This window comes from Rhodoferax sp. TS-BS-61-7 (assembly GCF_002943465.1).
GTDB lineage: Bacteria > Pseudomonadota > Gammaproteobacteria > Burkholderiales > Burkholderiaceae_C > Allorhodoferax.
This window is the reverse complement of the sequence record NZ_PTQY01000009.1, coordinates 48399-74242: the sequence shown is the minus strand read 5'-3', so window position 1 is coordinate 74242 and position 25844 is coordinate 48399. Positions and strand designations below refer to the sequence as shown.

Genomic DNA, 25844 nt, shown 5'->3' with positions numbered 1-25844 from the left:
AAAGGGGGCAGATGCCCCCTTTTTGCCAAATCAAGCGACATTAAGGCAGGAACGTTTCGCCAGTGTGTGCGGCACCCACTGTGGTGTCACGGCAAGAACCAGGTAAATACTTGGGATTCACGCCACCAGTGGAATCCGGGCCGCAAAGCCAAGCGTTGACGTTACCACCAAAATTAATAGCTGCAGCAGGGGCCAAGAAAATGGCGCCGACAGCATTTGCAACACCGCTGGTCACTTTGATCGTGCCTTCAGCGCTAGTCTGGATACGGCCAACTTGTCCACCAGGGGCCGAGTTCTCACAGCCCCAACCACCGGCCTGGAAGGCAGAGGCCGAAGTTGATGACTGAACGGTTTCCGTGATAGTGGTACGGCACTGCGACGCTGCCAAAATGACTTCCGACATGCGAGCACGAATCGTGTAATCCTGATAAGCAGGCAAAGCCACCGCCGCCAAGATACCAATGATCGCAACCACGATCATCAACTCGATCAGGGTGAAACCCTTTTGAATAGAACGCTTCATCATAGACTCCAAAAAAGTAAGAGACTTAGGTATCAGCAGACTTCATGCCAAGCCTGAATCGGGGGGAAAACGAGCCAATATTGCCTTTTTTGTTTTCTTGACTTGCTTCAGTTAGGTTCAAGCATGTCAGCCAAAGACATTTTTGTCACTTAATACACACCTGCCTAACCATCTTGAGGTCCGTAAGTCCCATCATCACCTTCTCCATTCCATCCATCTTGAGGGTTCGCATGCCTCCTTCAACAGCGGCAGCAAACAGCTCTGCCACCCGAGCCCGCTCCTGAATTAGCTTCTTTACAGCGTCATCCGCAACCATTAACTCATGCAAGCCGACACGGCCTTTGTAGCCTGAGCTATTGCACTTATCGCAACCAACGGCTTTATAGAACTTGAGTTGACCGCCTTCACCGTAGGCTTGCACCCATTTGTCAATCATCTTCTTGGATTCGCCCGCATAGTCTGCCTTCCACGCTTGGGAGTGGCGCAGTTCCTCGGCATACTCCGCAGCGAACAAACGGAGCTCTTCCGCATCCGGCATGTAAGCCTGCTTGCAATCGCACAATTTCTTGGCCAACCGCTGCGCCAAGATGCCCAAGAGTGCATCTGCAAAGTTGAAGGGATCCATGCCCATATCGAGTAGACGGGTAATAGACTCGGGCGCGGAGTTGGTGTGCAGGGTCGAAAACACCATATGCCCGGTCAAGGAGGCCTCCACCCCCATTGATACGGTTTCCTTGTCACGCGACTCACCCACCATGATGATGTCAGGGTCCGCACGCAAGAACGCGCGCATGACCAGCGCAAAGTCGATTCCCGCTTTTTTATTGATCTGTACTTGACGCAAACCCTTTTGCGTAATTTCAACTGGATCTTCAGCAGTCCAGATTTTGGTGTCCGGCGTATTGAGAAACTTCAGAATCGAGTGCAAGGTAGTTGTTTTACCGGAGCCTGTAGGGCCGCATACATAAAACAAACCATAAGGTTTGCTAACAGTTGCTTCCAGTCTCGCCTTGTTGTGGGCCGTCAACCCCAGTTTTTCAAGCGGAATGGGCTCTCCGGCCGCCAAAATCCGCATCACCACATCTTCAACACCACCCGCCGATGGAATGGTGGCTACGCGAAGCTCTATATCCAGTGGACCGTACTTCTTGAACTTGATTTTTCCGTCCTGCGGTTTGCGGCGCTCCGAAATATCGAGATCACACATGATCTTGAGACGCGTGACCATTGCCTGGCGAAAGTGCGCCGGCACCTCCACATAAGGGACCAAACTCCCGTCGATACGAAAACGAATACCAGTTTTTAGTTTGCCTGGCATCGGCTCAATATGAATGTCCGATACTTTCTGGTTGTAGGCGTCGATGATCACTTTGTTGACGAACTTGACCAACTCGTTGTCCGCAGCAGCGGACTCAAGGGAGTCATCATTGGAGCCATCGTCAATCGGCGCCCCGTCCATGTCCGCCAACAATTGGTCGATGGTGCTGCTGTCCGCCGATGCACCAAACAACTGGGCCAATGTGTCTTTGAACTCCGTCTGGGTTGTGACGCGGTAAGAGAACTTGCTAGACCTAGGGAACACCTGGGGGACGACCCGCGAACCCCGTACGGCCTCTGGATCCAGGCACATGATCACCAACCCCTCAGGCGACTCCTCCAAAGGAATCCATCCCTGCTCCACGATGAATTCACGCTTGAGCGCCCCATGCAACATCTCAGAACGTATGCGACCCGCATTGAAGGGCTCATAGGCCACACCAAAAAACTTGGCCAACGCTCCGCCCAACAAAGCTGGACTAAGCCCGAAGTCGGACATCAAGGTCGCCTCAATCGAATGCCCTTCCGAGCGAGCCTCTTCGATGCTGTTACGCAGTTCTTGCTCTGCCAGCAGACCGTCTGCGACAAGACTATCAAACTTGGTGGCTTTTTTAACGCCACTGCCTTCGGTGGTCTTTTTAAGACGCTGACGAATCGCGGTAGCCAGCGTCTTGCAAAGTTCGGTGACACCATCCACCTCCAACTCACCAAAGGGCTCATCGTTTTTGTTATTGATAACCTGCAAAACGCCATGCAAGCTATTCCCATCCATGATGGGCGCCACCAACATCTGCTTGGTCCGGTAGCCCGAACGCTTGTCCACCTCCTTCAGAAAGGACAAAGCGGGATGGATACGCCGCAGCGCCTCTTCATCGTAGACGTCGAGCAAATTAAGCGCTGCCTTGCTGTAAGCAGCGTATCCCGCCAGACTCTGCGGAGAAATGGGTAATTTCAAGTCCCGACTACTGTTCAAACCAGTCTTGATTTTGGAAACAATGGAAGCCTGATCTTCACTTACCGCGTACAAAGTCAATCGATCTGCATTGAGCAGTTTGCAAATTTCCTGGCTGGTTTCGAGCATGATTTGCTCGATATTTTCAGTTTCGTGAATACGTGCTGTAACTTGATGCAGTTGGCGGTAGAACAGCGCCTCAAACGTCATCCCTCTTTTCCTGGACGGCAGTTTTTGTGATTCAAAAAACGCCTGCTCTGCGCCTGCGGGTTGGATGACTGAACTCATAGATCGAACTCCTGTCCCGCGCGCAACCAACGGATGTCATGCATGACATCCGGGCCAAAAGGCTGTGTCTGATCAAAGCGCTGTATCTCAGCCATGATCAGCTCAGTTTCCGCGGGTTTGGTATGGGTAATAAAAATAGGGAAGCGCACGCCCTTGGCAATACAGTCCAGCTCCTGAGACAAGGAGTGCGGTGAAAGGTGCAGGCTTTTCTTAGCCAAGTCCTTTTCACGGTTACTAAAGGCCGTTTCTATGACCAGCATGGCCACTGGCAACTGGTTGATACGGGCCCACAAAGCTGGGTTTCGCTCTGTATCTCCTGTAAAAACCCAGTTTCCAGCACCGGCGTTCACAGCAAAACCGGCGGCCGGCACGGTATGTGTAGCGGGCAATATCTCAATAGTTTTGCCAAACAAACGAACACACTCACCAATCGCCACTTCCACGAACCGGATAAATGGCGCTTGCGCAGTGGGTATGCGCGAGAAATCAGGCCATATCACGTCATTAAAAATATGTGCCTTCAGTGCGGCAATAGTGCCGGCGAGTGCATAAATATTCAGCGGTTGACTACGCTGCGAAGCGACGGCATCCACCATCAACGGCAACGCAGCAATGTGATCCAAATGGGAGTGCGACAAAAACACACCATCAATAGCCGCCATTTCCGCCAGCGTCAGATCGCCCACACCGGTCCCCGCATCCACCAGTATCTGACCGTCAATCAGAAACGATGTGGTTTTGCAATCTCGGGCAATGGCGCCAGAGCAACCCAGTACACGGACTTTCACAAGTGATGCCCTATTTGGTTTCGAAATTGGTTGCACCATCCCACGCGGGGTCAAATGGCAGCAAACGCATGGAGGCTACTCTTTCAGAATAGAGTTGGTAAAGGTATTTTTTGGCGTTCATGCGCATTAAGTTAATTAACAGCACGTCGGCCTGGTCCCAGTTCTGAGCACGGTAGGCCCGCAAGAATGAGGACCATGTTTTCACTTCCTCAGTGACTTCGGGACTGATGCGATCCAAAGGGGCCAGAGGCCAGTAGATCGATACGGCCTGCTCCTTGCCCTTCACACGCACCTTGTCCAACTCTTGCCACGCAAAATCAGGTGCCAGTTTTTTAGCATTCTCACTGACCACAATGTCTACTCCGTAGACTTTGGAGAGCCCCTCCAATCGGGACCCCAAATTCACCGCATCGCCAATCACGGTATAACTTCTCCGGATATTGGAGCCCATGTCCCCAACACACATGGTTCCGGTGTTCAGTCCAATACCGATACCGATCTCCGGCAAACCGTTGGCTCGGTGCTCCGCATTGATCTCTCGGACAGCATTCGCCATTTCCATGGCAGACTTCACTGCCAAATGGGCATGCTCCGCAGTCTCCACCGGCGCCCCCCAAAAAGCCATCACGCAATCACCCATGTATTTGTCAATCGTCCCACGATTGGCACGAATGAGTGTCGTTAGCCGACTGAATACACCGGTCAACAAGGCCTGCAGCTGCGTAGGCTCCATTTGTTCGGACATTTTGGTAAATCCGCGCATGTCGCAAAACATCACTGTCAACTCGCGGTTGGTCGCCTGCATGCTGTAGCTGTCTGGATCTTTCAGCATTTCATCCACCAACTCCGGCGGCACATAGGTTCCAAATAGATTGGCAAGTTCACGTTTGGAGCGGCTTTCTACAAAATAGCCGTAACTCATGTTCAAACCAAATGCGGTGACGGCCATGGTAAGCACCGACGCCAATGGAAGGACCAATCCGTAACCCAGATAGAGCCACAGATTCATACTGGCCAACAAGCCCAGCACCACCACACTGAGCAAGACTGCCCGCGGGGCCGAAAGCAATGGCAAGCCGATCGCCAGCAATAGACCAGACAGCAACACCATGACGACCTCGTAACCCACGGCATAGTCCGGTTTCACCAGTACATTGCCATCCAGCAGTGCCGAAATAATGTTGGCATGGGTCTCCACCCCGGGATACGTCTCCCCAACCGGAGTGACCCGCAAATCCAACAATCCCGGCGCAGTAGTACCGAGCAGCACCATCTTTCCCTTTAATGCACCAGACGGCACTCTCTTGCTCACAATATCAGCCGCAGAGATGTAGCGGAAAGAGCCCCCATTAACCCCCCCATATCCTCGGTAGGGGACCAAAGTTGCTACGCGTTCGTCTACAGGAATCGCAAGGGCTTTGTCCCCCTGCTTCAACAAAACCCTATCCATCCCTTGGTAGGTTTTGGCCAAGAACCGCTCATTGGAGAACCCTGGCGCCACAGTTGGCATGCCTGCAATCACGCGAAACATGGCGAGTGCAATGGATTCGTAGTATTCACCTTTGTACTCTGCGAGCAAAGGCAAAGAGCGAACCACACCGTCACCGTCCGTGATGGAGTTGAAGAACCCCGCCATGGGTGCTGCTTGGGCCAGTTTGTCAATGTTTGCGCCATACCCCGTCCAGGAGGTCGCTTTGATCTGCCGTCCTTGCAAAGCCGATTGGCGCAAAGCCGGTGCAGGCAACACCCCGTTGGACCGACCGTCTTTATCGCTGGTCAGGTAATAACCCATCACAACAGGGCGATTCGCGATCGCACGCGCAAATGCAGCGTCAAAATCCAAGTCAGGCTGCAGTTGCCTCAGCCGCTCCGCAAATCCTGGGTAGTCTTTCAATTCCTGGCTGGCCAGCTGGTTCAACCGCGTCAGGCCAGAGCTCTCATCTGCTTCCGCAAACACCACATCAAACCCGAGAATGGCAACTTGCTGGTCTTCAAACAAGGTGTCCACCAGTTCGGCAAGCTTGTTACGCCCCCAAGGCCAGCGCCCAAGCTCCGCAAGGCTTTTTTCGTCAATATCGACGATCACCACACGATCATCCAAGGTCCGCGGCATGGTCGCACGCAGGCGGGCATCGTAAATGATGTCATCAAGACGCTGCAAGACATCGATACGGGCTACACCAACCGCATGCAGCAAAGCGAAAAGCACCGGTATCAGCGTTACCGCGATCCTGCGCCAATGCTTTGCAATGGATTTCATAGAAGACCTACCGGCATCAAATGGAGGAAACGGCCAGGTCTACTGACTGGACAATAGTCAGGTTTGAACAAACTGCATTTGAGTCCCAGCCAACTCCACCAAGTCACCATTTTTTAGCGAAATGGGATCTGAACCAATCGGCGACCCGTTCAAGGTGGGGTTTCCTGCGCCTTCAACATGGTGCACCACGTAGCCGTGCTGCCGACGGGTAATCGCCGCAACGGCCACGCCTGGCTTTCCAATGGTCGTAACCACTTTGGTCAAAGGGACCTCACGCCCAGAGGCTGCGCCAGACAGAACCTTGATCGCGGCATGAAAAGCCCCCAAACCCATGGAATCACCCGCTGCTGTCGGATAACCCGATGCAGGGGCGCTCTGGGGAGTCACCGCAGGACGTGCCCGGACCACCATGGTCTTATCAAAATTCTCGGCAGCACCATCACCGACGAACTTGATTTTGTACTTGCCAATCTCAATGCCATCACCGTTTTGCAACTGCTGCTTCTTCACAGCCTTGCCATTGATATAGGTGCCATTGGTGCTATTGAGATCCTCCAAAAACACTTCACTACCCGTCATCAACAACACTGCGTGCTCACCGCTCACAGCCAAGTTATCAATAACAATATCGTTGTAGGGACGACGCCCCAAGGTGGTACGGTCTTTGGTAAGCTGAACTTCCTTGATCACGACCTCATCGATCGAAACGATCATCTTCGGCATGATCGACTCCTTTTCCTGTAATTGGTTTGTGGAAAATCTCAGTACTCTACTTCCCTAGCAGCCTGGCAAATAAACCCCGCCGTTCCGCTGCCTCGCTTACCGAGACCATCAAAACCGAAATATTGTCACGACCGCCATTGTCATTGGCGGCAGAAATGAGCAAATCCGCCTTTTGGTCCAAGCCCGCGTCCTCGCATACGATTCTAGCGATTAGTTCGTCGGCGACCATATCCGAGAGGCCGTCTGAGCACATAAGATACAAGTCGCCCGGTTCGACCACGTGCTCATTGACATCCAGCGCAACTGCATCTTCTACGCCCAAGGCGCGTGTCACCAAATTTTTGATGGAAGAGGTGGCTGCTTGCTCTACAGAAATCAGGCCTGCGTCAATCTGCTCTTGCAGCAAAGAGTGGTCCTTGGTAATTTGAGTCAACGTGCCGTTGCGCAAGCGGTAGCAGCGAGAGTCGCCAATATGCCCCAGCAAAAGGCGATCATCCTGAAAAACACCCACGACCAAGGTGGTACCCATACCAGCGTACGCCGCATTGGAGTTGGCCGAGTTGAAGATGGCCATATTGGCATTGTCAACACAGATCTCCATGGCACGGCGCACTTCCTTGGCCTGCGCAGTCGCCCCCGCCTCCAGCAACCATCGGCTTAGCTCGGACTTGATAAACGCGGTGGCCATCCCACTGGCAATTTCTCCCGCGTTATATCCGCCCATGCCATCCGCCAATACGGCCACCTTGGCATTCTCTTCAAATGCAACGGAATCCTCGTTGTTGTCTCTTGCACGGCCCGGATCCGTGTGGGCATAAAACTGGTACATCATTGCGCAGTCAAATCTCTATATCGGTAGACCCGGATGGGGGGGCGCCAGCATCACGAACGGCAGTTTGTGCCACCGTACGGTCATACACGGGCGTCGAATTGGGGTTGGTTGCCGCAAAATCGGGCTGAGACGCTTGGGCCAGAGCCACACTTGGAGTTGCGCCCAACATACCGTCAGTCACAGCACTGCGCAAATCAAGCGCAACCTGCCCCCCGTCTTGGTAACGCAACTCTGGGCGTTTGTGCAACATCAAAGCCACGATACGCGCCAACTCTTCGGGTATTTCTGGACGAATGGCGCGAACATCCGGCGCCTCTTCGTTGGCAATTTTGAACATCAATTCGGCCATGGAGTCCCCACGAAAAGGCAGAACCCCCGTCAACATTTGAAAAAGCATGACGCCCAGAGAATACAAATCTGAACGACCATCCACTTTCTTTCCCGCCAGCTGCTCAGGGGACATAAAACTGGGGGTCCCCAAAACCAAGCCGGTTTTTGTTTTACTGGAATCCGTAATACGGGCAATACCGAAATCGGTTACCTTGACGGTATCGCTCTCCCGCTCATACATGATGTTGGCTGGCTTGATATCCCGGTGCACCACCATCTGCTTGTGGGCATAGGCCAAGGCCTCCGCCACCCTTGCCACAATGCTGGCAACCAATGGCACGGGAAGCAAACTACCTCCCTTGCAATAATCCACCAAATCGCGTCCCTTCAGGAACTCCATGGCGATATAGGCCAAATCGTGTTCTTCGCCCGCATCAAAAATGGTGACGATATTCTGGTGCTGCAGGCGCCCAGCCGTCTCTGCTTCTCGGAAAAATCGCTCACGGGCATCCGTAAGCTCTTCTCCGGCAAACTCCTGGCTTAAGGCCATGGTTTTGATAGCCACTACACGGCCAATCTTGGGGTCTTTCCCAAGATAGACCACACCCATGGCCCCTTTGCCCAGCTCTTTCTCCACCTGGTAGCGCCCCAGCATCGGTTTTTCGACTGCACCACCATCCAGCAGCATGGTGCCACCTGGATGGCCACCACTACCCAGAATCACCGTTTCAGACAGATTTTTAGCGCGGTTCAACTTGGCCTTGATGTCCTTGTAAGAAGCATCAAATGCAGCCATGTGCTCGTACACCGACTCAGCTTTATTGAATTGACGCTTGCGCTCGAAATCCAACGCCAAGCTATACAGATTGCCCATTAACGCGTCGCCCATGGGCACTCGCCGAAATCGATCAAACGCCATGTCCAGCTGCCCTTGCCCCTGCAAGGCCAGACCCATCATGCGGTTGGTTTCTGCGGATTCCTCGTCTGCTTTAACCTTGCCAGCCTCCGTCATCAAAAACCGTTTGGTGGTCAAGGCAAGATGTCCAAGTACCAGCACTGCCGCGGGAAACACCAGCTTGATCCAGACAGCGCCGCCCGATAGCAAACCGAACTCCAAGAGCAACAGTAGTACAAATGCCCCCAAAGTCACTACCGCTGCCGCGCCAGCGCCCATCCTTGGCAGCGCCCACACAATATAGGCCGCCACCAGCAAAAACGCCCCCAAGCTGGCCCAAACACCCCACCCCGGCTGAACAATAAAATGCTCACTCAATATGCTGGAAGTGATGTGTGCAATGGTTTCTGCGGGAGACAGCGAAGCGTGTCCTGGCACCGGAAATTGGACTCCCACACCTGCCGCAGTTGCACCAATAATTACGATTTTGTCGGTGTATTTGCTTGCCGGGATCTTTCCGCTCAAGACATCGTAAAAAGAATCTACTGCAAACGCAGGCTTGCCTTCATGTCCCTTGTAGAACTGGGGAAGCATCAAAGCCACCTCATCGGTTTTCACTTTCAAGCGCCCGATCTGCACAGACTCGCCAACATTCAATCGAATGTCAGCCGCGCTCAAATTCAAACTGTGGACAGCAGCCAACAGCGCCATCGACGGAATCGCCTTCCCGTAAAAATTCACGAGCAGGGGCTCCAAACGCACAGCGCCATCCACGTCAGGAAATTGATTCAGATGCCCGATACCCGCGGCTACGCTTCCCAATGACTCCAGTGGCTGCTGACCCCGCTGGGCCAAAACGGAGTAACCACTGCTTTCATCTACCGCACTCTTAGCAGCGTAGGCCGGCAGGGGCTCGTCGGGGCGGCCCTGCGGCTCACCCAAAACATACACCGAAGGCAGCAACACACTACCCGCGGCTTGCACACTAGCCGCCAACTTGGCATCGGTATCCAATGCCTGCTCGGCTTCCGAAATAAGCTGAACCAATTGGACACTGGGCGCTGCACCGTCCCCAGGCGTATTGATTACAGCCTTCATCTTACGGATGAACTGTAAGCCGGGGTCCACCTGTGGCTCGATAAAGAACGCCGTATGCGCAATGGTCTTGGCTTTGGCAGCCGCCAGTTGGTCAATCAGCTTGGCGTGCACATCTCTAGGCCATGGCCAGCGTCCGATATTGGCAATGCTCTGATCGTCAATGGCAATCACAGCAATGCGATCAGATGGCTGGCGCGAAGTACTGGTACTTGCAAAATCGTAAAAGCGGCGCTCCAAAGTACCGACAAAATCAGTGGCGATGTGCAACCCGACGGCGGCAAGCACCACGGCAATGCCGGCGAACCAATCGGTACGCCAAAACACCTGTGCTTTTGAAGAACGTTTCGCCACTCGCCACCCCTCACCCTGTGTGAAGCTGATTTTCACCAGCTACATAAGCCACAGCGCCCTCCAGACAGAGGGCGCTGCAAAGTTGTAACAGTATCAGACAGTCAGGCCCTTCACAAGGCGATAAGTCATCGCAATTCCTGCTTTTTGATAAGCGGGAACTCAAAGCGATGAGCGGAAGTACGACCTATTCTGCAACCGTTGTTGCACGTTTGCGGCTGAGATAACCCAGGGCATAGACCAGCAAAGCACCCGCAATACCCAAGCCATAGTTCCAGACGGCGGTTTGGGGCAATACGTCCTTCATGGCGGGGTCTCCATGGGCCATGGTCCCGGCGATCCAACCCAGCAACATGCCGCCCACGGTGATGATCAGGGGGAAGCGGTCCATCAGCTTGAGAACCAGCTGGCTCCCCCAAATGATGATGGGAATGCTTACCAGCAGGCCAAAAATCACCAATGGCAGCTGGTGATCACCGCCCGCACCGGTTGCCGCACCCGCGATGGCAATCACGTTGTCCACGCTCATGACCAAGTCGGCCACGATCACGGTTTTGACCGCCGCCCACAGCTTGTCACTGCCCTGGATGTTGGAATGCTCATCCTCATCATGGGGCGCCAACAATTTGACGCCAATCCACAACAACAGAGCCGCACCAACAAGCTTCAGATACGGAACCTGCAGCAAGGTCAACGCAAATGCGATCAATATCACGCGCAAAACGATCGCCCCAGCAGTCCCCCACAAAATGCCTTTGGTGCGCTGGTGCGCTGGCAATTTTCGGCAGGCCAAGGCAATCACCACGGCGTTGTCACCACCCAACAGAATGTCGATCATGATGATCTGACCGACGGCAAACCAGAAATGTGCTGTTAGAAATTCTTCCACGGTAGTCCTTGTGCGGAGTGCGCCACTCCAAAATACGAAAGCCGGATTGTCCCTCAGGACATCCGGCTTGTGTGTAGGTCAGCTGCCTGACCTTACCCATACAGACATGCTTACAGCATGGCCTTGAGCAATTTGGCCATTTCAGACGGATTCCGTGTGACCTTGAAGCCGCACTCTTCCATCACAGCCAGCTTGGCGTCCGCGGTATCCGCGCCACCGGAGATCAGGGCACCAGCGTGGCCCATGCGCTTGCCGGGAGGAGCAGTCACGCCTGCGATGAAACCAACGATGGGCTTCTTCATGTTCAGCTTGCACCAGCGAGCAGCTTCGGCTTCGTCGGGTCCGCCGATTTCACCAATCATGATGACCGCGTCGGTATCTGGATCTTCGTTGAACGCTTGCATCACGTCGATGTGCTTCAAACCGTTGATGGGGTCACCACCAATGCCAACTGCAGACGACTGACCCAGACCGATTTCGGTCAATTGCGCCACCGCTTCGTACGTCAGCGTACCGGAGCGGGACACCACGCCGATACGGCCCTTGCGGTGGATGTGACCGGGCATGATGCCGATCTTGATTTCATCAGGCGTAATCAGACCAGGGCAGTTGGGACCCAGCAGCAAGGTCTTCTTGCCGCCGGCAGCTTCCTTGGCCTTCATGCGGTTGCGCACTTCCAGCATGTCACGCACAGGAATGCCTTCGGTAATGCAGATCGCCAAGTCCAGATCGGCCTCGACAGCTTCCCAGATGGCGGCTGCGGCGCCAGATGGCGGCACATAGATCACCGACACCGTAGCGCCAGTTTCCGACGCAGCTTCCTTCACGGAGGCGTAAATCGGGATGTTGAAAATCGACTCGCCGGCTTTCTTGGGGTTCACGCCTGCCACAAAGGCGTTCTTGCCGTTTGCGTATTCCTGGCACTTTTCAGTGTGGAACTGGCCGGTCTTGCCAGTGATACCCTGGGTGATGACTTTGGTGTCTTTGTTGATAAAGATCGACATGGTGTTTCCTTAGCGGGCTTTGACGGCTGCAACAACTTTTTCGGCCGCTTCGGCCATGCTGTCGGCGCTGATGATGGGCAAGCCGGACTCGGCCAGCATCTTTTTGCCCAGGTCTTCGTTGGTGCCCTTCATACGCACCACCAGAGGCACCGACAGATTCACGGCCTTGCAGGCGGTGATCACGCCAGTGGCGATGGTGTCGCACTTCATGATGCCGCCGAAGATGTTGACCATGATGGCCTCGACCTTGGGGTTCTTCAGCATGATCTTGAAGGCTTCGGTCACTTTCTCGGGGGTGGCTCCGCCGCCCACGTCCAAGAAGTTGGCCGGCTCAGCGCCGTACAACTTGATGGTGTCCATGGTGGCCATGGCCAAGCCAGCGCCGTTCACCAGGCAACCGATGTTGCCGTCCAGGCTGATGTAAGCCAGGTCAAACTTCGATGCCTCGACTTCGGCGGCGTCTTCTTCGTCCAGATCGCGGTAAGCCACGATTTCGGAGTGGCGGAACAGCGCGTTGGGGTCAAAGTTGAACTTGGCGTCCAGGGCCATCAAATTGCCCTTGGAATCGCAGTTCAGCGGGTTGATTTCAACCAGCGACGCATCGGTATCCATGTAGCACTTGTAAATCTTGGCGAAGATGTCTACGGCCTGGTCGATGGAAGCGCCGGTCAGGCCAATGGCTGCTGCCACTTTCTTGCTCTGCTCGGTGGTGATGCCGGTCAGAGGATCGATCATTTCGGTCACGATCTTTTCAGGTGTGGAATGGGCCACTTCCTCGATGTCCATGCCGCCTTCGCTCGACGCGATCAGGGCTACCTTCTGGGTAGCGCGGTCGGTCACCAGCGACACATACAGTTCATTCTTGATGTCGGCACCGTCTTCGATGTAGAGGCGGCGGACCTTCTGGCCTTCAGGACCGGTTTGGTGCGTTTTGAGCTGCATGCCCAGGATTTCAGTGGCCAGGCGTTTGACGTCGTCGATGGACTTGGCCACCTTCACGCCACCGCCCTTGCCGCGTCCACCTGCGTGGATTTGCGCCTTGACAACCCATACTGGGCCACCAAGTTTCTGAGCGGCTTCCACCGCTTCTTGCACTGTGAAAGCGGGGATGCCGCGAGGCACCGGCACACCGAACTGGCGCAAGATTTCCTTGCCTTGGTACTCGTGAATCTTCATGACGTCTCTCTCTGGACTGGACAATTTTCACCATGCCGCAACATGAAATTGCGAGTGCATGGCACTGGACACATCAGCCTCCGACTGTATCATGGTGCGATGCACAATACTTGTGCGAGGCTTACGGCTGCTGTATACAACCCGGCTTTCTGCCTCTGGCCATGCACTGATTTTCGACCCTGACCATGAAAAAAATCTTTATCGACGGCGAAGCCGGTACCACCGGCCTGCAAATCCGGGAACGCCTGCAGGCCATGCCGCAGGTCGAGCTCCTCAGCATCGATCCCGCACTGCGCAAAGACCTCCAAGCCAAGCGCGCCTTGGTCGCACAAGCCGACCTGGTCGTGCTCTGCCTGCACGATGACGCGGCCTTCGAAACCGTGGCCATGGTCGATGGCCTGGAAAAGGAAACCGGGCGCCCCGGCCCACGCATCATTGATGCCTCCACCGCGCACCGCACGGCGACTGGTTGGGTGTATGGTTTTCCCGAGCTGGCCGCTGGCCAACGCGACGCGGTGGTGAACGCCCGCCGTGTCAGCAACCCGGGTTGCTACGCCACCGGCGCGATTGCGCTGATTCGGCCGCTGGTGGATGCGGGCCTGCTGCCGGCTGACTTTCCCGTGTGCTTGCCGTCGGTGAGTGGTTATTCGGGCGGCGGACGCACCATGATCGAGGCCTATGAACACGGCACGGCAGCACCCTACGAGTTGTACGCACTGGGCCTGAAGCACAAACACATCCCCGAAATCATGCAGTACACAGGCCTGACACGTCGGCCGCTGTTTGTGCCTTCGGTCGGCAACTTCAAACAGGGCATGTTGGTGCAGCTGCCTTTGCACCTGGACACGCTGCCCGGTCAACCCACCGCACACGATCTGCACGCCGCGCTGGCCAAACACTACGCGGGCAGCACCTGGGTGACTGTGGAACCTGTGACGCCCGACCTCAAGCTGGATGCAGCTGCCCTGGCCGACACCAACAAGCTGGAACTCCGCGTGTTTGCCAATGACGCCGCCAAAGACGGCTTTGCCCATGCGGTGCTGGTAGCGCGCCTGGACAACCTGGGCAAGGGTGCCAGTGGCGCAGCGGTGCAAAACCTGCAGTTGATGCTCGGGATTTAAGAACCGCGGTACCGCGACAACTCAATCGTCGTCGGCGCCCGACACCACCTTGTGGATGGTGTCTCCACCAAAGCCGCGGCTAGCCAGAAAACGCATTTGTTTGCCGCGTTCCGCAGCATCGGCGGGCTGGCGGCCAAACTTCTTGCGCCAGATTTCCCGGGCCCGCTCCAGCTCTGTGGCGCGCAACGCATTAACCGCCTCGGCGACCGCCTCTGGCTCCAGGCCCTTGGCCTGCAGCTCCTGCTTGATGCGCGATGCACCCAGCTTGGATGCACGCCGGTGCACCACCGACTCCAGCACCCGTGCCTCGTTGATAAAACCCTTGGCTTGCAAGGTGTCCAGCACCTTGGCTACAGCGCCCGGCTCTTCTTCGTACTGTGCCAGCTTGCGCTCCAACTCGGCCCGGGAATGCTCCCGAGTACTGAGCAGGCGCAAGGCTCGACCGGTCAATGACAGCGCCGGCTTTGCTCCTGTATTCATAGCTACTTGCGCAATATCCACGAAGGCTAGAGGCCGATTTACTCAGTTTTTTCGGCTTTGTCGGCCTTTTTGGCCTTGGCTTTGACTTCGGGCTCGGCCACCGGCAGCAAAGGAATGCCCAGGGACTCGCGCACCTTGTTTTCGATCTCCACCGACAACACGGGGTTCTCGCGCAGGAACTCGCGGGCGTTGTCACGGCCTTGGCCGATTTTTTCGCCCTGGTAGGCGTACCAGGCGCCAGATTTTTCCAGAATACCGGCGGTCACACCCATGTCGATGATTTCGCCGTGGCGGCTGATGCCTTCGCCAAACAGGATGTCGAACTCTGCCGTCTTGAACGGGGGGCTGACCTTGTTCTTCACCACCTTCACCTTGGTCTCATTGCCAATCGCGTCGTCACCCTTTTTGATGGTGCCAGTGCGGCGAATGTCCAGGCGCACGGAGGCGTAAAACTTCAGCGCATTGCCACCGGTGGTGGTTTCGGGCGAGCCGAACATCACGCCAATCTTCATGCGGATCTGGTTGATGAAGATGACCATGCAATTGGTCTTCTTGATATGGGCGGTCAGCTTGCGCAAGGCCTGGCTCATCAAACGGGCTTGCAGGCCGGGCAGGCTGTCGCCCATTTCGCCTTCCAGTTCGGCCTTGGGCGTCAGTGCCGCCACCGAGTCGACCACGATCAGGTCCACCGCGCCTGAGCGCACCAGACTATCCACAATTTCCAGGGCCTGTTCGCCGGTGTCGGGCTGGCTGATCAGCAGGTCTTGCAGGTTCACGCCCAGCTTTTGTGCGTACTGGATGTCCAGCGCGTGTTCGGCATCCACAAAGGCGCATTGGCCGCCTTGTTTTTGCATCTCGGCGATCACTTGCAGGGTCAGCGTGGTTTTGCCGGAGGATTCTGGGCCGTAGATTTCAACCACGCGGCCACGGGGCAGGCCACCCACGCCCAGGGCAATGTCCAGCCCCAGGGAGCCGGTGGAGACGACCTGGATGTCCTCGATCACCTCGCCCTCACCCAGCCGCATGATGGTGCCCTTGCCGAATTGTTTTTCGATCTGGGCCAGGGCCACTTGCAGGGCCTTGGCTTTTTCGGCGTTGGCGCCATTGGTGTTGTTAGGGTTCTTAACGGGTGCGTCCATGAGAAATCTCCTTAAAAATCAATCGGTTGGTGCACCACAGCAATCTGGTTTTAATAACAGGCTGGATGCTTGAACAGTAGTTTAAGCGCCTTCATTGAATTGCGTAAATACATTTATTAGTCAGTTTGCATTACCATTTGGCGATGCCAGATTTCCATCTCCAACACAACGACACCTGGCGCCAGAACCACCTGGGCCACTGGCTGCGCCTGGCGCTGGCGCGCTTTGACACCCGGGTACTGGAGCTCATGGCCCACCACCCTGGCGTGCCGCTGGGGCTGTCCAACCTGGCGGAGCGCGGGCAGGTGGGCGCGGCCCACATCCACATCACGCGGCATCTGGCGGTGGAAGGCTCGCGCCTGACCGACTTGGCCCAGCGCGCCGGTATGACCAAGCAGGCCATGGGCACGCTGGTGACCCAGTGCGAGGCCTGGGGCATGGTCACGCGCGAGGACGACCCTGCAGATGCCCGTGCGCGCCGCGTGCAGTTCACCGCCATCGGGCTGGCCTGGCTGGGCGCCTACGAGGACGCGGTGGCCCAAGCCGAGGACGAGCTGCGCCAGGCCGTCAGCCCTGAGGTGGCCACCGTGGTGGCACTGGGCCTGGAGGCCTACAGCGGACAGTAGACATGCCCACCCACCCACGGCCCGGCGGCGGCTGGCAGGCAAGCCTGGCGCAAGGGTCACGCGCCTAGAATGGCAAACAGAACAGAACGCGCACGCTGCCCCAGCGAGGAGACACCCCATGCGAATACTCATAGCCGAAGACGACCAGGTGCTGGCCGATGGCCTGCTGCGCGCCCTGCGCAGCGCGGGCGCCGCCGTGGACCACGTGGCCAGTGGCACCGAAGCCGATGCCGCACTGATGACCAACACCGAATTCGACCTGCTGATCCTGGACCTGGGCCTGCCCAAGATGCATGGGCTGGAGGTGCTCAAGAAACTGCGCGCGCGCGGGTCATCGCTGCCCGTGCTCATCCTCACCGCGGCCGACAGCGTGGATGAACGCGTCAAAGGGCTGGACTATGGTGCAGATGACTACATGGCCAAACCCTTCAGCCTGCAGGAGCTGGAAGCCCGCGTGCGCGCCCTGGTACGCCGCGGCATGGGCGCCACGTCCGCCAGCATCAAACACGGCCCGCTGACCTACGACCAGGCCGGCCGCGTGGCCACCATCGACGGGAAGATGGTGGAGCTGTCGGCACGTGAACTGGGCCTGCTGGAAGTGCTGCTGCAGCGCGCCGGCCGCCTGGTCAGCAAAGACCAGCTGGTGGAGCGCCTGTGTGAGTGGGGCGAAGAGGTGAGCAACAACGCAATTGAGGTCTACATCCACCGCCTGCGCAAGAAAATCGAGAAAGGCCCGATCCGCATAGCCACGGTGCGTGGCCTGGGTTATTGCCTGGAAAAGATCGCCCCCTGAATCAATGCTATGTTTTTAATAGCTGCTTGCGCACACTCCACGGCGGCTAAAGCCCTATTTGGCTTGAAAAATAGACCCCACTGATGAAGCTCTTCCAGCGCGAGCAACGCAGCCTGTTTGGGGAAATCCTGGACTGGATGCTCACGCCGCTGCTGCTGCTGTGGCCCGTGAGCCTGGTGCTGACCTGGCTGGTGGCACAAGGCATTGCCGGCAAGCCGTTTGACCGCTCGCTCGAATACAACGTGGGGGCGCTGGCCCAGCTCATCACCATCCAGAAAAACCAGGCCCAATTTGTGCTGCCGCTGCCAGCCCGCGAGCTGCTGCGTGCCGACGATGCCGACACCGTGTACTACCAGGTCATAGGCAGCCAGGGTGAGTACCTGAGTGGCGAAAAAGAGCTGCCGCTGCCACCCGGAGACGAACGCCTGCCGCCCGGCGAAGTGCGCATGCGCGACGTGGAATTCAAGGGTGTGGATCTGAAGGTGGCCTACATGTGGGTCAAGCTGGACCTGCCGCATGCCAAGCCCGCACTGGTGCAGGTGGCCGAAACCATGGACAAACGCTCGGTGCTGGCCACCGAAATTGTCAAAGGCGTGATGCTGCCGCAGTTTGTCATCCTGCCGCTGGCCGTGTTGCTGGTCTGGCTGGCGCTGGTGCAGGCCATCAAGCCGCTCAACAGCCTGGAAGAGCGCATCCGAGCGCGCAGCCCGGACGACCTGAGCCCGCTGGACGTGGAGGCCGTGCCGCTGGAGGTGGTGCCGCTGGTGTCGTCGGTGAACGACCTGCTGATGCGGCTCAAGGATTCGATCTCCACGCAAAAGCGCTTTCTGGCCGATGCGGCCCACCAGCTCAAAACGCCATTGGCCGGGCTGCGCATGCAGGCCGACCTGGCCCAGCGCCAGGGCGCAAGTGCCGAAGACCTCAAACAATCGCTGCGGCAGATTGGGCGCTCCAGCATCCGCGCCACCCACACGGTGAACCAGTTGCTAGCGCTGGCCCGCGCCGAAAGCAGCGGTGCCGTGCTGAGCCACCAGCCCTGCGACCTAGCCCGGCTCACCATGGAGGTGGTGCGCGACTGCGTGCCACGCGCCATGGACAAACACATCGACCTGGGGTTTGAGGGGGTGCAACCCGGCACCGATGGGGTGAGCCTGCCGGGCAACCCGACCTTGCTCAAAGAAATGGTGCGCAACTTGGTGGACAACGCCATCAACTACACCCCCAGCAGCCCCGAAAAACCCGGCGTGATCACGGCGCGCGTGCTGCTGGACCCATTCAGCAAGGCGCTGGTGCTGCAGGTGGAAGACTCGGGCCCCGGCATCCCGGTGGCCGAGCGTGAGCTGGTGTTCCAGCCCTTTTACCGTGCACTGGGTAACGAGGCCGACGGCTCAGGCCTGGGCCTGCCCATCGTGCTGGAGATTGCACGCCAGCACCACGCCACCATCTCGGTGGAAGATGCCAAACCCGGCGGTGCCATGCCGGGCGCCAGCTTCACGCTGCGGTTTCACCAGCACCCAGACAACGCCTGAGCCACACCCTCCACAAACCACCGGTCAAGAGCAGGTTTTGAGGGATTTGCCGGCCAACACCGGCTTCAGGTCGGTCAGTTTGGCACGCAGCATCTCGGTTAATGCGGGCAGCTTGAGCATGCTGGCACTGCCTTCTTCGCGCTCCTGCACCACCTTGGCGGTGCGAATGCCTTTGGGCGCCAAGCGCGCCAACTCGGCCTTGGCCGCAGCCTCGGTCTCGAAGCCGCCCAGGGACAAGCCCATTTCGAGCGCGGGATTGCTCACGCTGTCGGATTTGATGCCCATGCCATTGAGCTCGACCCGCTTCTTGGCCAGCAGATCGGCCGTGGCGTATTTGCCCATGTACACAATCCAGCGCGCCGGCTCCTTGCCGGTGTCCAGCTGCCAGGAACCCGACGGCAGTGCCGACTCCAGGGCCTTGCGCAGGGCAGCCGCCTGGGTGTCATCAAACGGGCCCGCCTGCAGGCATTCTTTGGGGGCCAAATCGGCCTGCACCTGGGCTTCCACACGTTTGATCTCGCTGGCGTTGAGCAGCTTGATGCTCTCGGGCTTGATCTGCTGCGCCATGCGCTGGGGCTCATTCACCGGCGCCGGTGCAAAACCATAGGCCCGCAAGAGGCCATTGCTCCAGGCAAAAAACAGGCCGTTGGCCAGCAGCAATACCAAAACAAACAAGCGCAACATAGGGTCAGGACACCGTGGCAGGAGGAGGCGCAGGTCGCACACTGACCTCCGCGCTATTAATTTTGATCAATCCCTGGTCAGTATGCACCAGCAGCGCGCCGCTGGCATCCACCCCGCGGGCGGTGCCGGTCACACCATCGCTGCACACCACCGCTTGCCCGTTGAGCAAGTCACGCGCGAGGAAATCCTCCCGCAGCGGCGCAAAGCCCTGTGCAGCAAAGCGCTGCACCATTCGAACGAGCACGGGCACCACCTGGCCCAGCACATCGGGCGCCTGCACGCCCGGCAGCAGCTCCTGCAAGGCGGCGGGCGGGGTGCGCAGATCGGTGGCCTCGCGCGGACTGAGGTTGATGCCCACGCCGATCACCGCGTAGCGCGTGTCGCCCACGCCAGCGGTCTCGATGAGGATGCCAGCGAGCTTGCGCCCGTCCAGCCAGACGTCGTTGGGCCACTTGAGGCGCAACGCAGGGTGCAGGGCGTTCACCACGGCCAGCCCCACCGCCAACGACAGGCCCGACCAGTCCGCCGGCGCCAGCGGCACGCCCAGCGAGAAGGTCAGCGTACCGCCCTCTCCCGCCGTGTCGCTCTTCCAGTCCCGCCCCAGCCGACCGCGGCCGGCAGTCTGGCGCTCGGCCACGAGCAGGATGGGGTCGAGCTGGCCCGCGCGGGCGCGGCGCATGAGTTCGGTGTTGGTGGAATCGATCTCGGGCAGGACTTCGACCGAGAAGCTCGGCCACAGAGGACTGACCGCCTCCCAGATGGCTTCCGCAGGCCATTGAATGGTCATGACGACCACCCCTCCGGCGCGCAAGGCCTGTATCCAGAAACGCCATGGAACCGGCTGTGCCGGGCCATTGGAGTTGCCCCCTTGAAGGAGAGGGGGCGGGAGCCGCCACGGGGGCGAGTCATTTTTTTGGGGCTAGCAGCGTGCCGCGGCAGTTCTTGCTGCCGCACCAGCAGGGGTACTCGGCCTTGAGCTTCTTGGTGTAACGCTCGTCGATGATGAGGCCGTAGTCGTAGTTCAATTCTTCGCCCGCCTTGATGTTGCGCAGCGCCTTGATGAACACACGGCCATCCTCTTCGTCGGCATCGCAATTACCGTCGCAGGAGTGGTTGATCCAGCGCGAGGAGTTGCCGCCATACAGCGCGTCGATCACATTGCCGTCTTCCAGCGAGAAGTAGAAGGTGTGGTTGGGGTCCTTGGGGTCGTGGGGGTGGCGGTCCTGCGCCTCCTGCCAGCTGATGACCTCGCCCACATACTCGATGATGGTTTCACCCTCGGCAATGTCCTGCACCGCAAACACCCCCTTGCCATGCACCCCGGAGCGCCGGGTCTGGATACGTCGGCTGTTGGCAGGGACGGGGGAAATCACTGGTTTTTTTGCCACGGGTCGAAAATTTGGTATGGTGAATCGTATGGGCGCGCATGTGTGCGTGCCTGCGTGTGCAAGTGCGCGCCTGCGCGCACGCGAGAACTGGATTGTAGTCAGATGAAAACTTTAGTTATTGCCGAAAAGCCGTCCGTCGCCCAAGACATCGTGCGGGCGCTCACGCCCACCGCCGGCAAGTTCGAGAAACACGACGAGTACTTCGAGAGTGACAGCTACGTCGTCTCGAGCGCCGTGGGCCATCTGGTCGAGATTCAGGCCCCGGAAGAATTTGACGTGAAACGCGGCAAGTGGAGCTTTGCCCACCTGCCCGTCATTCCGCCGCACTTTGACCTCAAGCCCGTAGACAAGACCAAGACGCGCTTGAACGCCGTGGTCAAACTCGCCAAGCGCAAGGACGTGGACAAAATCGTCAATGCCTGTGACGCGGGCCGCGAAGGTGAGTTGATCTTCCGCCTCATCGAGCAATACGCCGGTGGCGCCAAGCCGCTGGGCAAGCCCGTGAGCCGCCTGTGGCTGCAGTCGATGACACCGCAGGCGATTCGTGATGGCTTTGGTGCGTTGCGCACCAATGCGCAAATGCAGCCACTGGCCGACGCCGCCCGCTGCCGCTCGGAGGCCGATTGGCTGGTGGGCATCAATGGCACCCGCGCCATGACGGCGTTCAACAGCCGCGATGGTGGCTTCTTCCTGACCACCGTGGGCCGCGTGCAGACGCCCACCTTGAGCGTGGTGGTGGAGCGCGAAGAATTGATCCGCAAGTTCGTCAGCCGCGACTACTGGGAAATTCATGCCAGCTTCCACGCCGAGGCAGGTGACTACGCTGCCAAGTGGTTCAACCCCGCGCACAAAAAAGACGCCGACGACGCCGAGAAGAAGGCCGACCGCGTCTGGAGCCAGCGTGAGGCGCAGGCCATTGCTGACGCCGTGCGCGGCCAGCAGGCCACCGTCACGGAAGAAAGCAAGCCCACCACCCAGGCATCACCGCTGCTGTTTGATTTGACGAGCCTGCAGCGCGAGGCCAACGGCAAGTTTGGTTTCAGCGCCAAGACCACGCTGCAGATTGCCCAGAGCCTGTACGAGCGCCACAAGGCTCTGACCTACCCGCGTACCGATTCGCGCAACCTGCCCGAAGACTATGTGCCCGTGGTCAAGCAAACCTTTGAGATGTTGGCTGATAGTGGCATGCGCCACTTGGCGCCCCATGCCCTGACCGCCTTGAACGGCAACTACGTCAAACCCACCAAGCGCGTGTTCGACAACGCCAAGGTGTCGGATCACTTTGCCATCATCCCCACGCTTCAAGCGCCAAGCGGTCTGAGCGAGGCCGAACAAAAGGTGTACGACCTGGTGGTGCGCCGCTTCATGGCCATCTTCTTCCCCAGCGCCGAATACCAGGTGACCACCCGCATCACCACGGCGGTGGGCCACAGCTTCAAGACCGAAGGCAAGGTGCTGGTCAAACCGGGCTGGCTGGCCATCTACGGCAAGGAAGCCGCGGCCGAAGTGGAAGACGCCAAGGAAGGTGACAAGGGCCAAAACCTGGTGCCGGTGGCGCCCGGCGAAAAGGTCAAGGGCGACCCGGTCGACCCCAAGGGCCTGAAAACCAAGCCACCCGCGCGCTACTCCGAAGCCACCTTGCTCGGTGCCATGGAAAACGCGGGCAAAACTGTGGATGACGACGAACTGCGCGAGGCCATGGGCGAAAAAGGCCTGGGCACACCTGCCACACGCTCCAGCATCATCGAAGGCCTGATTGCCGAGAAATACATGCTGCGCGAAGGCCGCGAGCTGATCCCCACCGCCAAGTCTTTCCAGCTCATGACGCTCTTGCGCGGCCTGGATGTGCAAGAGCTGACCAAGGCTGAGCTCACCGGTGAGTGGGAATACAAACTCGCCCAAATGGAGCAAGGCAAGCTCAGCCGTGAAAAGTTCATGGCCGAGATTGCCGCCATGACCGAGCGCATGGTCAAGAAGGCCAAGGAATACGACCGCGACACCATCCCCGGCGACTACGCCACGCTGGAAGCGCGCTGCCCCAACTGCGGCGGCATCGTCAAGGAAAACTACCGCCGCTTCACCTGCACCGGACAGACCGGCACCGAAGAAGGCTGCGGTTTCTCCTTCGGCAAATCGCCTGCCGGACGCACGTTTGAAACCGTAGAGGTGGAGCAATTCCTGCGCGACCGCAAGATTGGCCCGCTGGACGGCTTCCGCTCCAAGGCCGGCTGGCCGTTCACGGCCGAGATGGTCATCAAATTCGACGAAGAGGCCAAGAACTACAAGCTGGAGTTTGACTTTGGCGACGACAAGGCCGGCGAGGAAAGCGGCGAACTGATCGACTTCAGCGCCCAGACCGCGCTGGGCGCCTGCCCCAAGTGCGGCGGCAATGTGTTTGAACACGGCAAGAACTATGTGTGTGAGAAATCGGTGCCCACCGACGCCCAGCCCACCCCGAGCTGCGACTTCAAAAGCGGCCAGATCATCCTGCAGCAGCCCATCGAGCGAGAGCAGATGCAAAAGCTGCTGGACACCGGCAAGACCGACCTGCTGGACAAGTTCGTCAGCATGCGCACACGCCGTGCCTTCAAGGCCATGCTGGCCTGGGACGCCGAGGCCGGCAAGGTGAACTTCGAATTCGCCCCCAGCAAATTTCCGCCGCGCAAGACCGCTTACAAGGCGGCAACCAAAGCCGCAGGCGCTACTAAAACAGGAGCTACTCGCGCAGCATCCACGGGGGCTGCAGCCAAAAAAACACCTACAAAGAAGGCTGCGGCGACCAAAGAGGCCAAACCCAAGGCACCCCGCAAGACCACCGCCGCCAGCGGCAAACTGCCCAGCAGTGCACTGGCCGCCGTCATTGGCGCCGAGCCGGTAGCGCGCACCGAGGTGATCAAGAAGCTGTGGGACTACATCAAGGCCAATGGCCTGCAAGACGCCACCAACAAGCGTGCCATCAATGCCGATGCCAAGCTGCTGGAGGTGTTTGGCAAGCCTCAGGTCACGATGTTTGAGCTGGCCGGCATTGCCGGCAAACACCTGAGCTAAGCCTGGCTTCAGGTTGGCGCGCCACACTCGGTGATTTTCAAGCGAACCGCTGCATGAATTTCACCGAGACCGACGACACCGAGCACAGCCCCCACAGCGCCACCCAGCGCGCTGCAGCGGCCACCCGCAGCACCTGGGTCAGTGTGGCGGTGAACCTGGTGCTCAGCACGCTGCAAATTGGGGTGGGCGTACTGGCCAAGTCCCAGGCGCTGATTGCCGACGGCATCCACTCGCTGTCCGACCTAGTGGCCGACGGTGTGGTGCTGCTGGCCAACCACCACAGCCAGAAGGCAGCCGACGAAGACCATCCCTATGGCCACCAGCGGTTTGAGACTGCCGCCTCGCTGGTACTGGGCCTGCTACTGCTCGCGGTGGGTGTGGGCATGGTCTGGTCGGCGGTCAGCAAACTCGAAGACACCAGCACCATTGCGGTGGTGCATCCCATCGCACTCTGGGTCGCGGGCGCGGCGCTGGTGTCCAAGGAGCTGCTGTTCCGTTACATGCTCCGGGTCGCCAAAGCCGTCAAATCCAGCATGCTGGTGGCCAATGCCTGGCATGCACGTTCCGACGCCGCCTCATCGCTGGTGGTGGGTTTGGGCCTGGCGGGCAACCTGTTGGGCTTTCCGCTGCTGGACCCGATTGCCGCCCTCATCGTGGGCCTGATGGTGGGGAAAATGGGCTGGAGTTTTGGCTGGGACGCGCTGCACGACCTGATGGACCGCGGCCTGGACGAGGCCGAGGTGCAGGCCATTCGTGCCACCCTGCTGGCCACCCCTGGCGTAGCGGGTGTGCACGACGTGCGCACGCGCAAGATGGGGGACATGGTGGTGGCCGACGCGCACATTGAGGTGGATGCCACCCTCACGGTGGAAGCGGGCCACAACATCGCCGTGGCGGCCCGTGCAGCGGTGCTGCAGCGCCACCGCGTGCTTAACCTCATGACCCATGTAGACCCGGCACGTAGGCCGGATGCCGACCACCTGCCGCCGGGTTAATCCAGCCTCAGTGTTTGTTGGGGTGGGTGCTCGTCAGCAGCTTGTCGGTGTAGGCAATGGCCAGTGCGCTCAGCAAAAACACCACATGGATGATGGTTTGCCACATCAGCACCTTCACGTCGTAGTTGGCGGCGTTGATGAAGGTCTTGAGCAGGTGGATGGAGCTGATACCGATGATGGCCGTGGCCAGCTTCACCTTCAACACCGACGCATTCACATGGCTCAGCCACTCGGGTTGGTCGGGGTGGCCATCCAGGTCCATACGGCTCACAAAGGTTTCGTAGCCGCCCACAATCACCATGATCAGCAGGTTGGAGATCATCACCACGTCAATCAGCGCCAGCACCACCAGCATGATGATGGTCTCGTTCAGGGCCGTGATTTGCACATCGGACTTGTAGCCAATGCTGGAGATCAGCGCCTGCAGCGCGGTCTGGCTGCCAAAGGCGGCCTCCAGCAGGTGCACCAGCTCCACCCAGAAATGGAAGACATACACACCCTGGGCCGCGATCAGGCCGATGTACAGCGGCAACTGCAGCCAGCGGCTGGCAAAAATGAAATTGGGAATAGGGCGCAGGGAGGTGCGCGTAGAAGGCTTGTTGGCGGCCATGGGGAGCT

21 protein-coding genes and 1 pseudogene are annotated in these 25844 nt (G+C 58.4%); 6 read left to right on the top strand and 16 right to left on the bottom strand.

The genetic code is table 11. The features are described 5' to 3' along the window. Positions 1-40 precede the first annotated feature (40 nt). From C5F53_RS18935 to sucC, 10 genes are all read right to left on the bottom strand, one after another. Complete coding sequence (locus tag C5F53_RS18935; RefSeq protein WP_105263016.1) at positions 41-523, bottom strand: pilin; 483 nt, start codon at positions 521-523, stop codon at positions 41-43. Between the two features lie 145 nt (positions 524-668). Next, entirely contained in the window at positions 669-3080 is a 2412-nt protein-coding gene (locus C5F53_RS18930) for an ATPase, T2SS/T4P/T4SS family (RefSeq protein WP_105262960.1), read from the bottom strand. Next, complete coding sequence (locus C5F53_RS18925; protein WP_105262959.1) at positions 3077-3868, bottom strand: 3',5'-cyclic-nucleotide phosphodiesterase; 792 nt, start codon at positions 3866-3868, stop codon at positions 3077-3079. The genes C5F53_RS18930 and C5F53_RS18925 overlap by 4 nt, the downstream gene beginning before the upstream one ends. A 10-nt stretch (positions 3869-3878) precedes the next feature. Beyond that, positions 3879-6128: a CHASE2 domain-containing protein gene (locus tag C5F53_RS18920; RefSeq protein WP_105262958.1), complete on the bottom strand. Its 2250-nt coding sequence runs from the start codon at positions 6126-6128 to the stop codon at positions 3879-3881. Positions 6129-6185: 57 nt separating this feature from the next. After that, the gene (locus tag C5F53_RS18915) at positions 6186-6851 is read right to left on the bottom strand and encodes an FHA domain-containing protein (RefSeq protein WP_105262957.1); all 666 of its coding nucleotides are present in this window, start codon (positions 6849-6851) and stop codon (positions 6186-6188) included. 46 nt (positions 6852-6897) lie between these two features. Beyond that, positions 6898-7683 (bottom strand): Stp1/IreP family PP2C-type Ser/Thr phosphatase, encoded by a 786-nt coding sequence (locus C5F53_RS18910; protein WP_105262956.1) that lies wholly within the window; start codon positions 7681-7683, stop codon positions 6898-6900. 7 nt (positions 7684-7690) lie between these two features. After that, entirely contained in the window at positions 7691-10357 is a 2667-nt protein-coding gene (locus C5F53_RS18905) for a CHASE2 domain-containing serine/threonine-protein kinase (protein ID WP_105263015.1), read from the bottom strand. Positions 10358-10541: 184 nt separating this feature from the next. After that, complete coding sequence (locus C5F53_RS18900; protein ID WP_105262955.1) at positions 10542-11243, bottom strand: TerC family protein; 702 nt, start codon at positions 11241-11243, stop codon at positions 10542-10544. A 110-nt stretch (positions 11244-11353) separates the two neighbouring features. Beyond that, the gene (gene sucD, locus C5F53_RS18895) at positions 11354-12247 is read right to left on the bottom strand and encodes a succinate--CoA ligase subunit alpha (RefSeq protein WP_105262954.1); all 894 of its coding nucleotides are present in this window, start codon (positions 12245-12247) and stop codon (positions 11354-11356) included. A gap of 9 nt (positions 12248-12256) precedes the next feature. Beyond that, positions 12257-13423: an ADP-forming succinate--CoA ligase subunit beta gene (sucC, locus tag C5F53_RS18890; protein ID WP_105262953.1), complete on the bottom strand. Its 1167-nt coding sequence runs from the start codon at positions 13421-13423 to the stop codon at positions 12257-12259. Positions 13424-13608: 185 nt separating this feature from the next. On the opposite strand from sucC, the gene argC reads away from it, so the two are divergent. Continuing rightward, the gene (gene argC, locus C5F53_RS18885) at positions 13609-14544 is read left to right on the top strand and encodes an N-acetyl-gamma-glutamyl-phosphate reductase (RefSeq protein ID WP_105262952.1); all 936 of its coding nucleotides are present in this window, start codon (positions 13609-13611) and stop codon (positions 14542-14544) included. A gap of 21 nt (positions 14545-14565) precedes the next feature. Here argC and recX read toward each other — a convergent pair whose 3' ends face one another. Further along, positions 14566-15024: a recombination regulator RecX gene (gene recX, locus C5F53_RS18880; RefSeq protein WP_105262951.1), complete on the bottom strand. Its 459-nt coding sequence runs from the start codon at positions 15022-15024 to the stop codon at positions 14566-14568. Positions 15025-15062: 38 nt separating this feature from the next. Next, positions 15063-16163, bottom strand: a complete 1101-nt coding sequence (gene recA / locus C5F53_RS18875) for a recombinase RecA (protein ID WP_105262950.1) — start codon at positions 16161-16163, stop codon at positions 15063-15065. A 143-nt stretch (positions 16164-16306) separates the two neighbouring features. Here recA and C5F53_RS18870 point away from each other — a divergent pair, with 143 nt between their 5' ends. The 3 genes from C5F53_RS18870 (at position 16307) to C5F53_RS18860 (ending at position 19111) form a co-directional block, all read left to right on the top strand. Next, a complete protein-coding gene (locus C5F53_RS18870; RefSeq protein WP_105262949.1) occupies positions 16307-16789 on the top strand; it encodes a MarR family winged helix-turn-helix transcriptional regulator in 483 nt (160 codons plus the stop codon). Between the two features lie 118 nt (positions 16790-16907). Beyond that, on the top strand, positions 16908-17582 hold the full coding sequence (locus C5F53_RS18865) for a response regulator transcription factor (protein ID WP_094481361.1): 675 nt from the start codon (positions 16908-16910) through the stop codon (positions 17580-17582). Positions 17583-17665: 83 nt separating this feature from the next. Beyond that, positions 17666-19111 (top strand): sensor histidine kinase, encoded by a 1446-nt coding sequence (locus C5F53_RS18860; RefSeq protein WP_105262948.1) that lies wholly within the window; start codon positions 17666-17668, stop codon positions 19109-19111. A 24-nt stretch (positions 19112-19135) separates the two neighbouring features. On the opposite strand, the gene C5F53_RS18855 is transcribed toward C5F53_RS18860, so the two are convergent. The 3 genes and pseudogenes from C5F53_RS18855 to C5F53_RS18845 form a co-directional block, all read right to left on the bottom strand. Beyond that, positions 19136-19795 (bottom strand): hypothetical protein, encoded by a 660-nt coding sequence (locus C5F53_RS18855; protein ID WP_105262947.1) that lies wholly within the window; start codon positions 19793-19795, stop codon positions 19136-19138. Positions 19796-19799: 4 nt separating this feature from the next. Further along, the gene (locus C5F53_RS18850; RefSeq protein WP_105262946.1) at positions 19800-20582 is read right to left on the bottom strand and encodes a biotin--[acetyl-CoA-carboxylase] ligase; all 783 of its coding nucleotides are present in this window, start codon (positions 20580-20582) and stop codon (positions 19800-19802) included. Between the two features lie 121 nt (positions 20583-20703). After that, positions 20704-21183 (bottom strand): annotated as a pseudogene (locus C5F53_RS18845) (SET domain-containing protein); the annotation flags it as partial. 102 nt (positions 21184-21285) lie between these two features. Between C5F53_RS18845 and C5F53_RS18840 the strand changes: the two are divergent. Both C5F53_RS18840 and C5F53_RS18835 read left to right on the top strand, forming a co-directional pair. Then, positions 21286-24231: a DNA topoisomerase III gene (locus C5F53_RS18840; RefSeq protein ID WP_105262944.1), complete on the top strand. Its 2946-nt coding sequence runs from the start codon at positions 21286-21288 to the stop codon at positions 24229-24231. 53 nt (positions 24232-24284) lie between these two features. Beyond that, on the top strand, positions 24285-25226 hold the full coding sequence (locus C5F53_RS18835; RefSeq protein WP_105262943.1) for a cation diffusion facilitator family transporter: 942 nt from the start codon (positions 24285-24287) through the stop codon (positions 25224-25226). A 7-nt stretch (positions 25227-25233) separates the two neighbouring features. On the opposite strand, the gene C5F53_RS18830 is transcribed toward C5F53_RS18835, so the two are convergent. Next, a complete protein-coding gene (locus C5F53_RS18830) occupies positions 25234-25836 on the bottom strand; it encodes a TIGR00645 family protein (protein WP_105262942.1) in 603 nt (200 codons plus the stop codon). Between the last annotated feature and the right edge of the window lie 8 nt (positions 25837-25844).

Excerpts from the sequence above, each read along its gene's own strand:
- C5F53_RS18935 (WP_105263016.1), bottom strand. The coding sequence starts at position 523 with ATGAAGCGTTCTATTCAAAAGGGTTTCACCCTGATCGAGTTGATGATC.
- C5F53_RS18930 (WP_105262960.1), bottom strand. The coding sequence starts at position 3,080 with ATGAGTTCAGTCATCCAACCCGCAGGCGCAGAGCAGGCGTTTTTTGAA.
- C5F53_RS18920 (WP_105262958.1), bottom strand. The coding sequence starts at position 6,128 with ATGAAATCCATTGCAAAGCATTGGCGCAGGATCGCGGTAACGCTGATA.
- C5F53_RS18915 (WP_105262957.1), bottom strand. The coding sequence starts at position 6,851 with ATGCCGAAGATGATCGTTTCGATCGATGAGGTCGTGATCAAGGAAGTT.
- C5F53_RS18910 (WP_105262956.1), bottom strand. The coding sequence starts at position 7,683 with ATGATGTACCAGTTTTATGCCCACACGGATCCGGGCCGTGCAAGAGAC.
- sucD (WP_105262954.1), bottom strand. The coding sequence starts at position 12,247 with ATGTCGATCTTTATCAACAAAGACACCAAAGTCATCACCCAGGGTATC.
- sucC (WP_105262953.1), bottom strand. The coding sequence starts at position 13,423 with ATGAAGATTCACGAGTACCAAGGCAAGGAAATCTTGCGCCAGTTCGGT.
- argC (WP_105262952.1), top strand. The coding sequence starts at position 13,609 with ATGAAAAAAATCTTTATCGACGGCGAAGCCGGTACCACCGGCCTGCAA.
- recX (WP_105262951.1), bottom strand. The coding sequence starts at position 15,024 with ATGAATACAGGAGCAAAGCCGGCGCTGTCATTGACCGGTCGAGCCTTG.
- recA (WP_105262950.1), bottom strand. The coding sequence starts at position 16,163 with ATGGACGCACCCGTTAAGAACCCTAACAACACCAATGGCGCCAACGCC.
- C5F53_RS18870 (WP_105262949.1), top strand. The coding sequence starts at position 16,307 with ATGCCAGATTTCCATCTCCAACACAACGACACCTGGCGCCAGAACCAC.
- C5F53_RS18865 (WP_094481361.1), top strand. The coding sequence starts at position 16,908 with ATGCGAATACTCATAGCCGAAGACGACCAGGTGCTGGCCGATGGCCTG.
- C5F53_RS18860 (WP_105262948.1), top strand. The coding sequence starts at position 17,666 with ATGAAGCTCTTCCAGCGCGAGCAACGCAGCCTGTTTGGGGAAATCCTG.
- C5F53_RS18855 (WP_105262947.1), bottom strand. The coding sequence starts at position 19,795 with ATGTTGCGCTTGTTTGTTTTGGTATTGCTGCTGGCCAACGGCCTGTTT.
- C5F53_RS18850 (WP_105262946.1), bottom strand. The coding sequence starts at position 20,582 with ATGACCATTCAATGGCCTGCGGAAGCCATCTGGGAGGCGGTCAGTCCT.
- C5F53_RS18840 (WP_105262944.1), top strand. The coding sequence starts at position 21,286 with ATGAAAACTTTAGTTATTGCCGAAAAGCCGTCCGTCGCCCAAGACATC.
- C5F53_RS18835 (WP_105262943.1), top strand. The coding sequence starts at position 24,285 with ATGAATTTCACCGAGACCGACGACACCGAGCACAGCCCCCACAGCGCC.
- C5F53_RS18830 (WP_105262942.1), bottom strand. The coding sequence starts at position 25,836 with ATGGCCGCCAACAAGCCTTCTACGCGCACCTCCCTGCGCCCTATTCCC.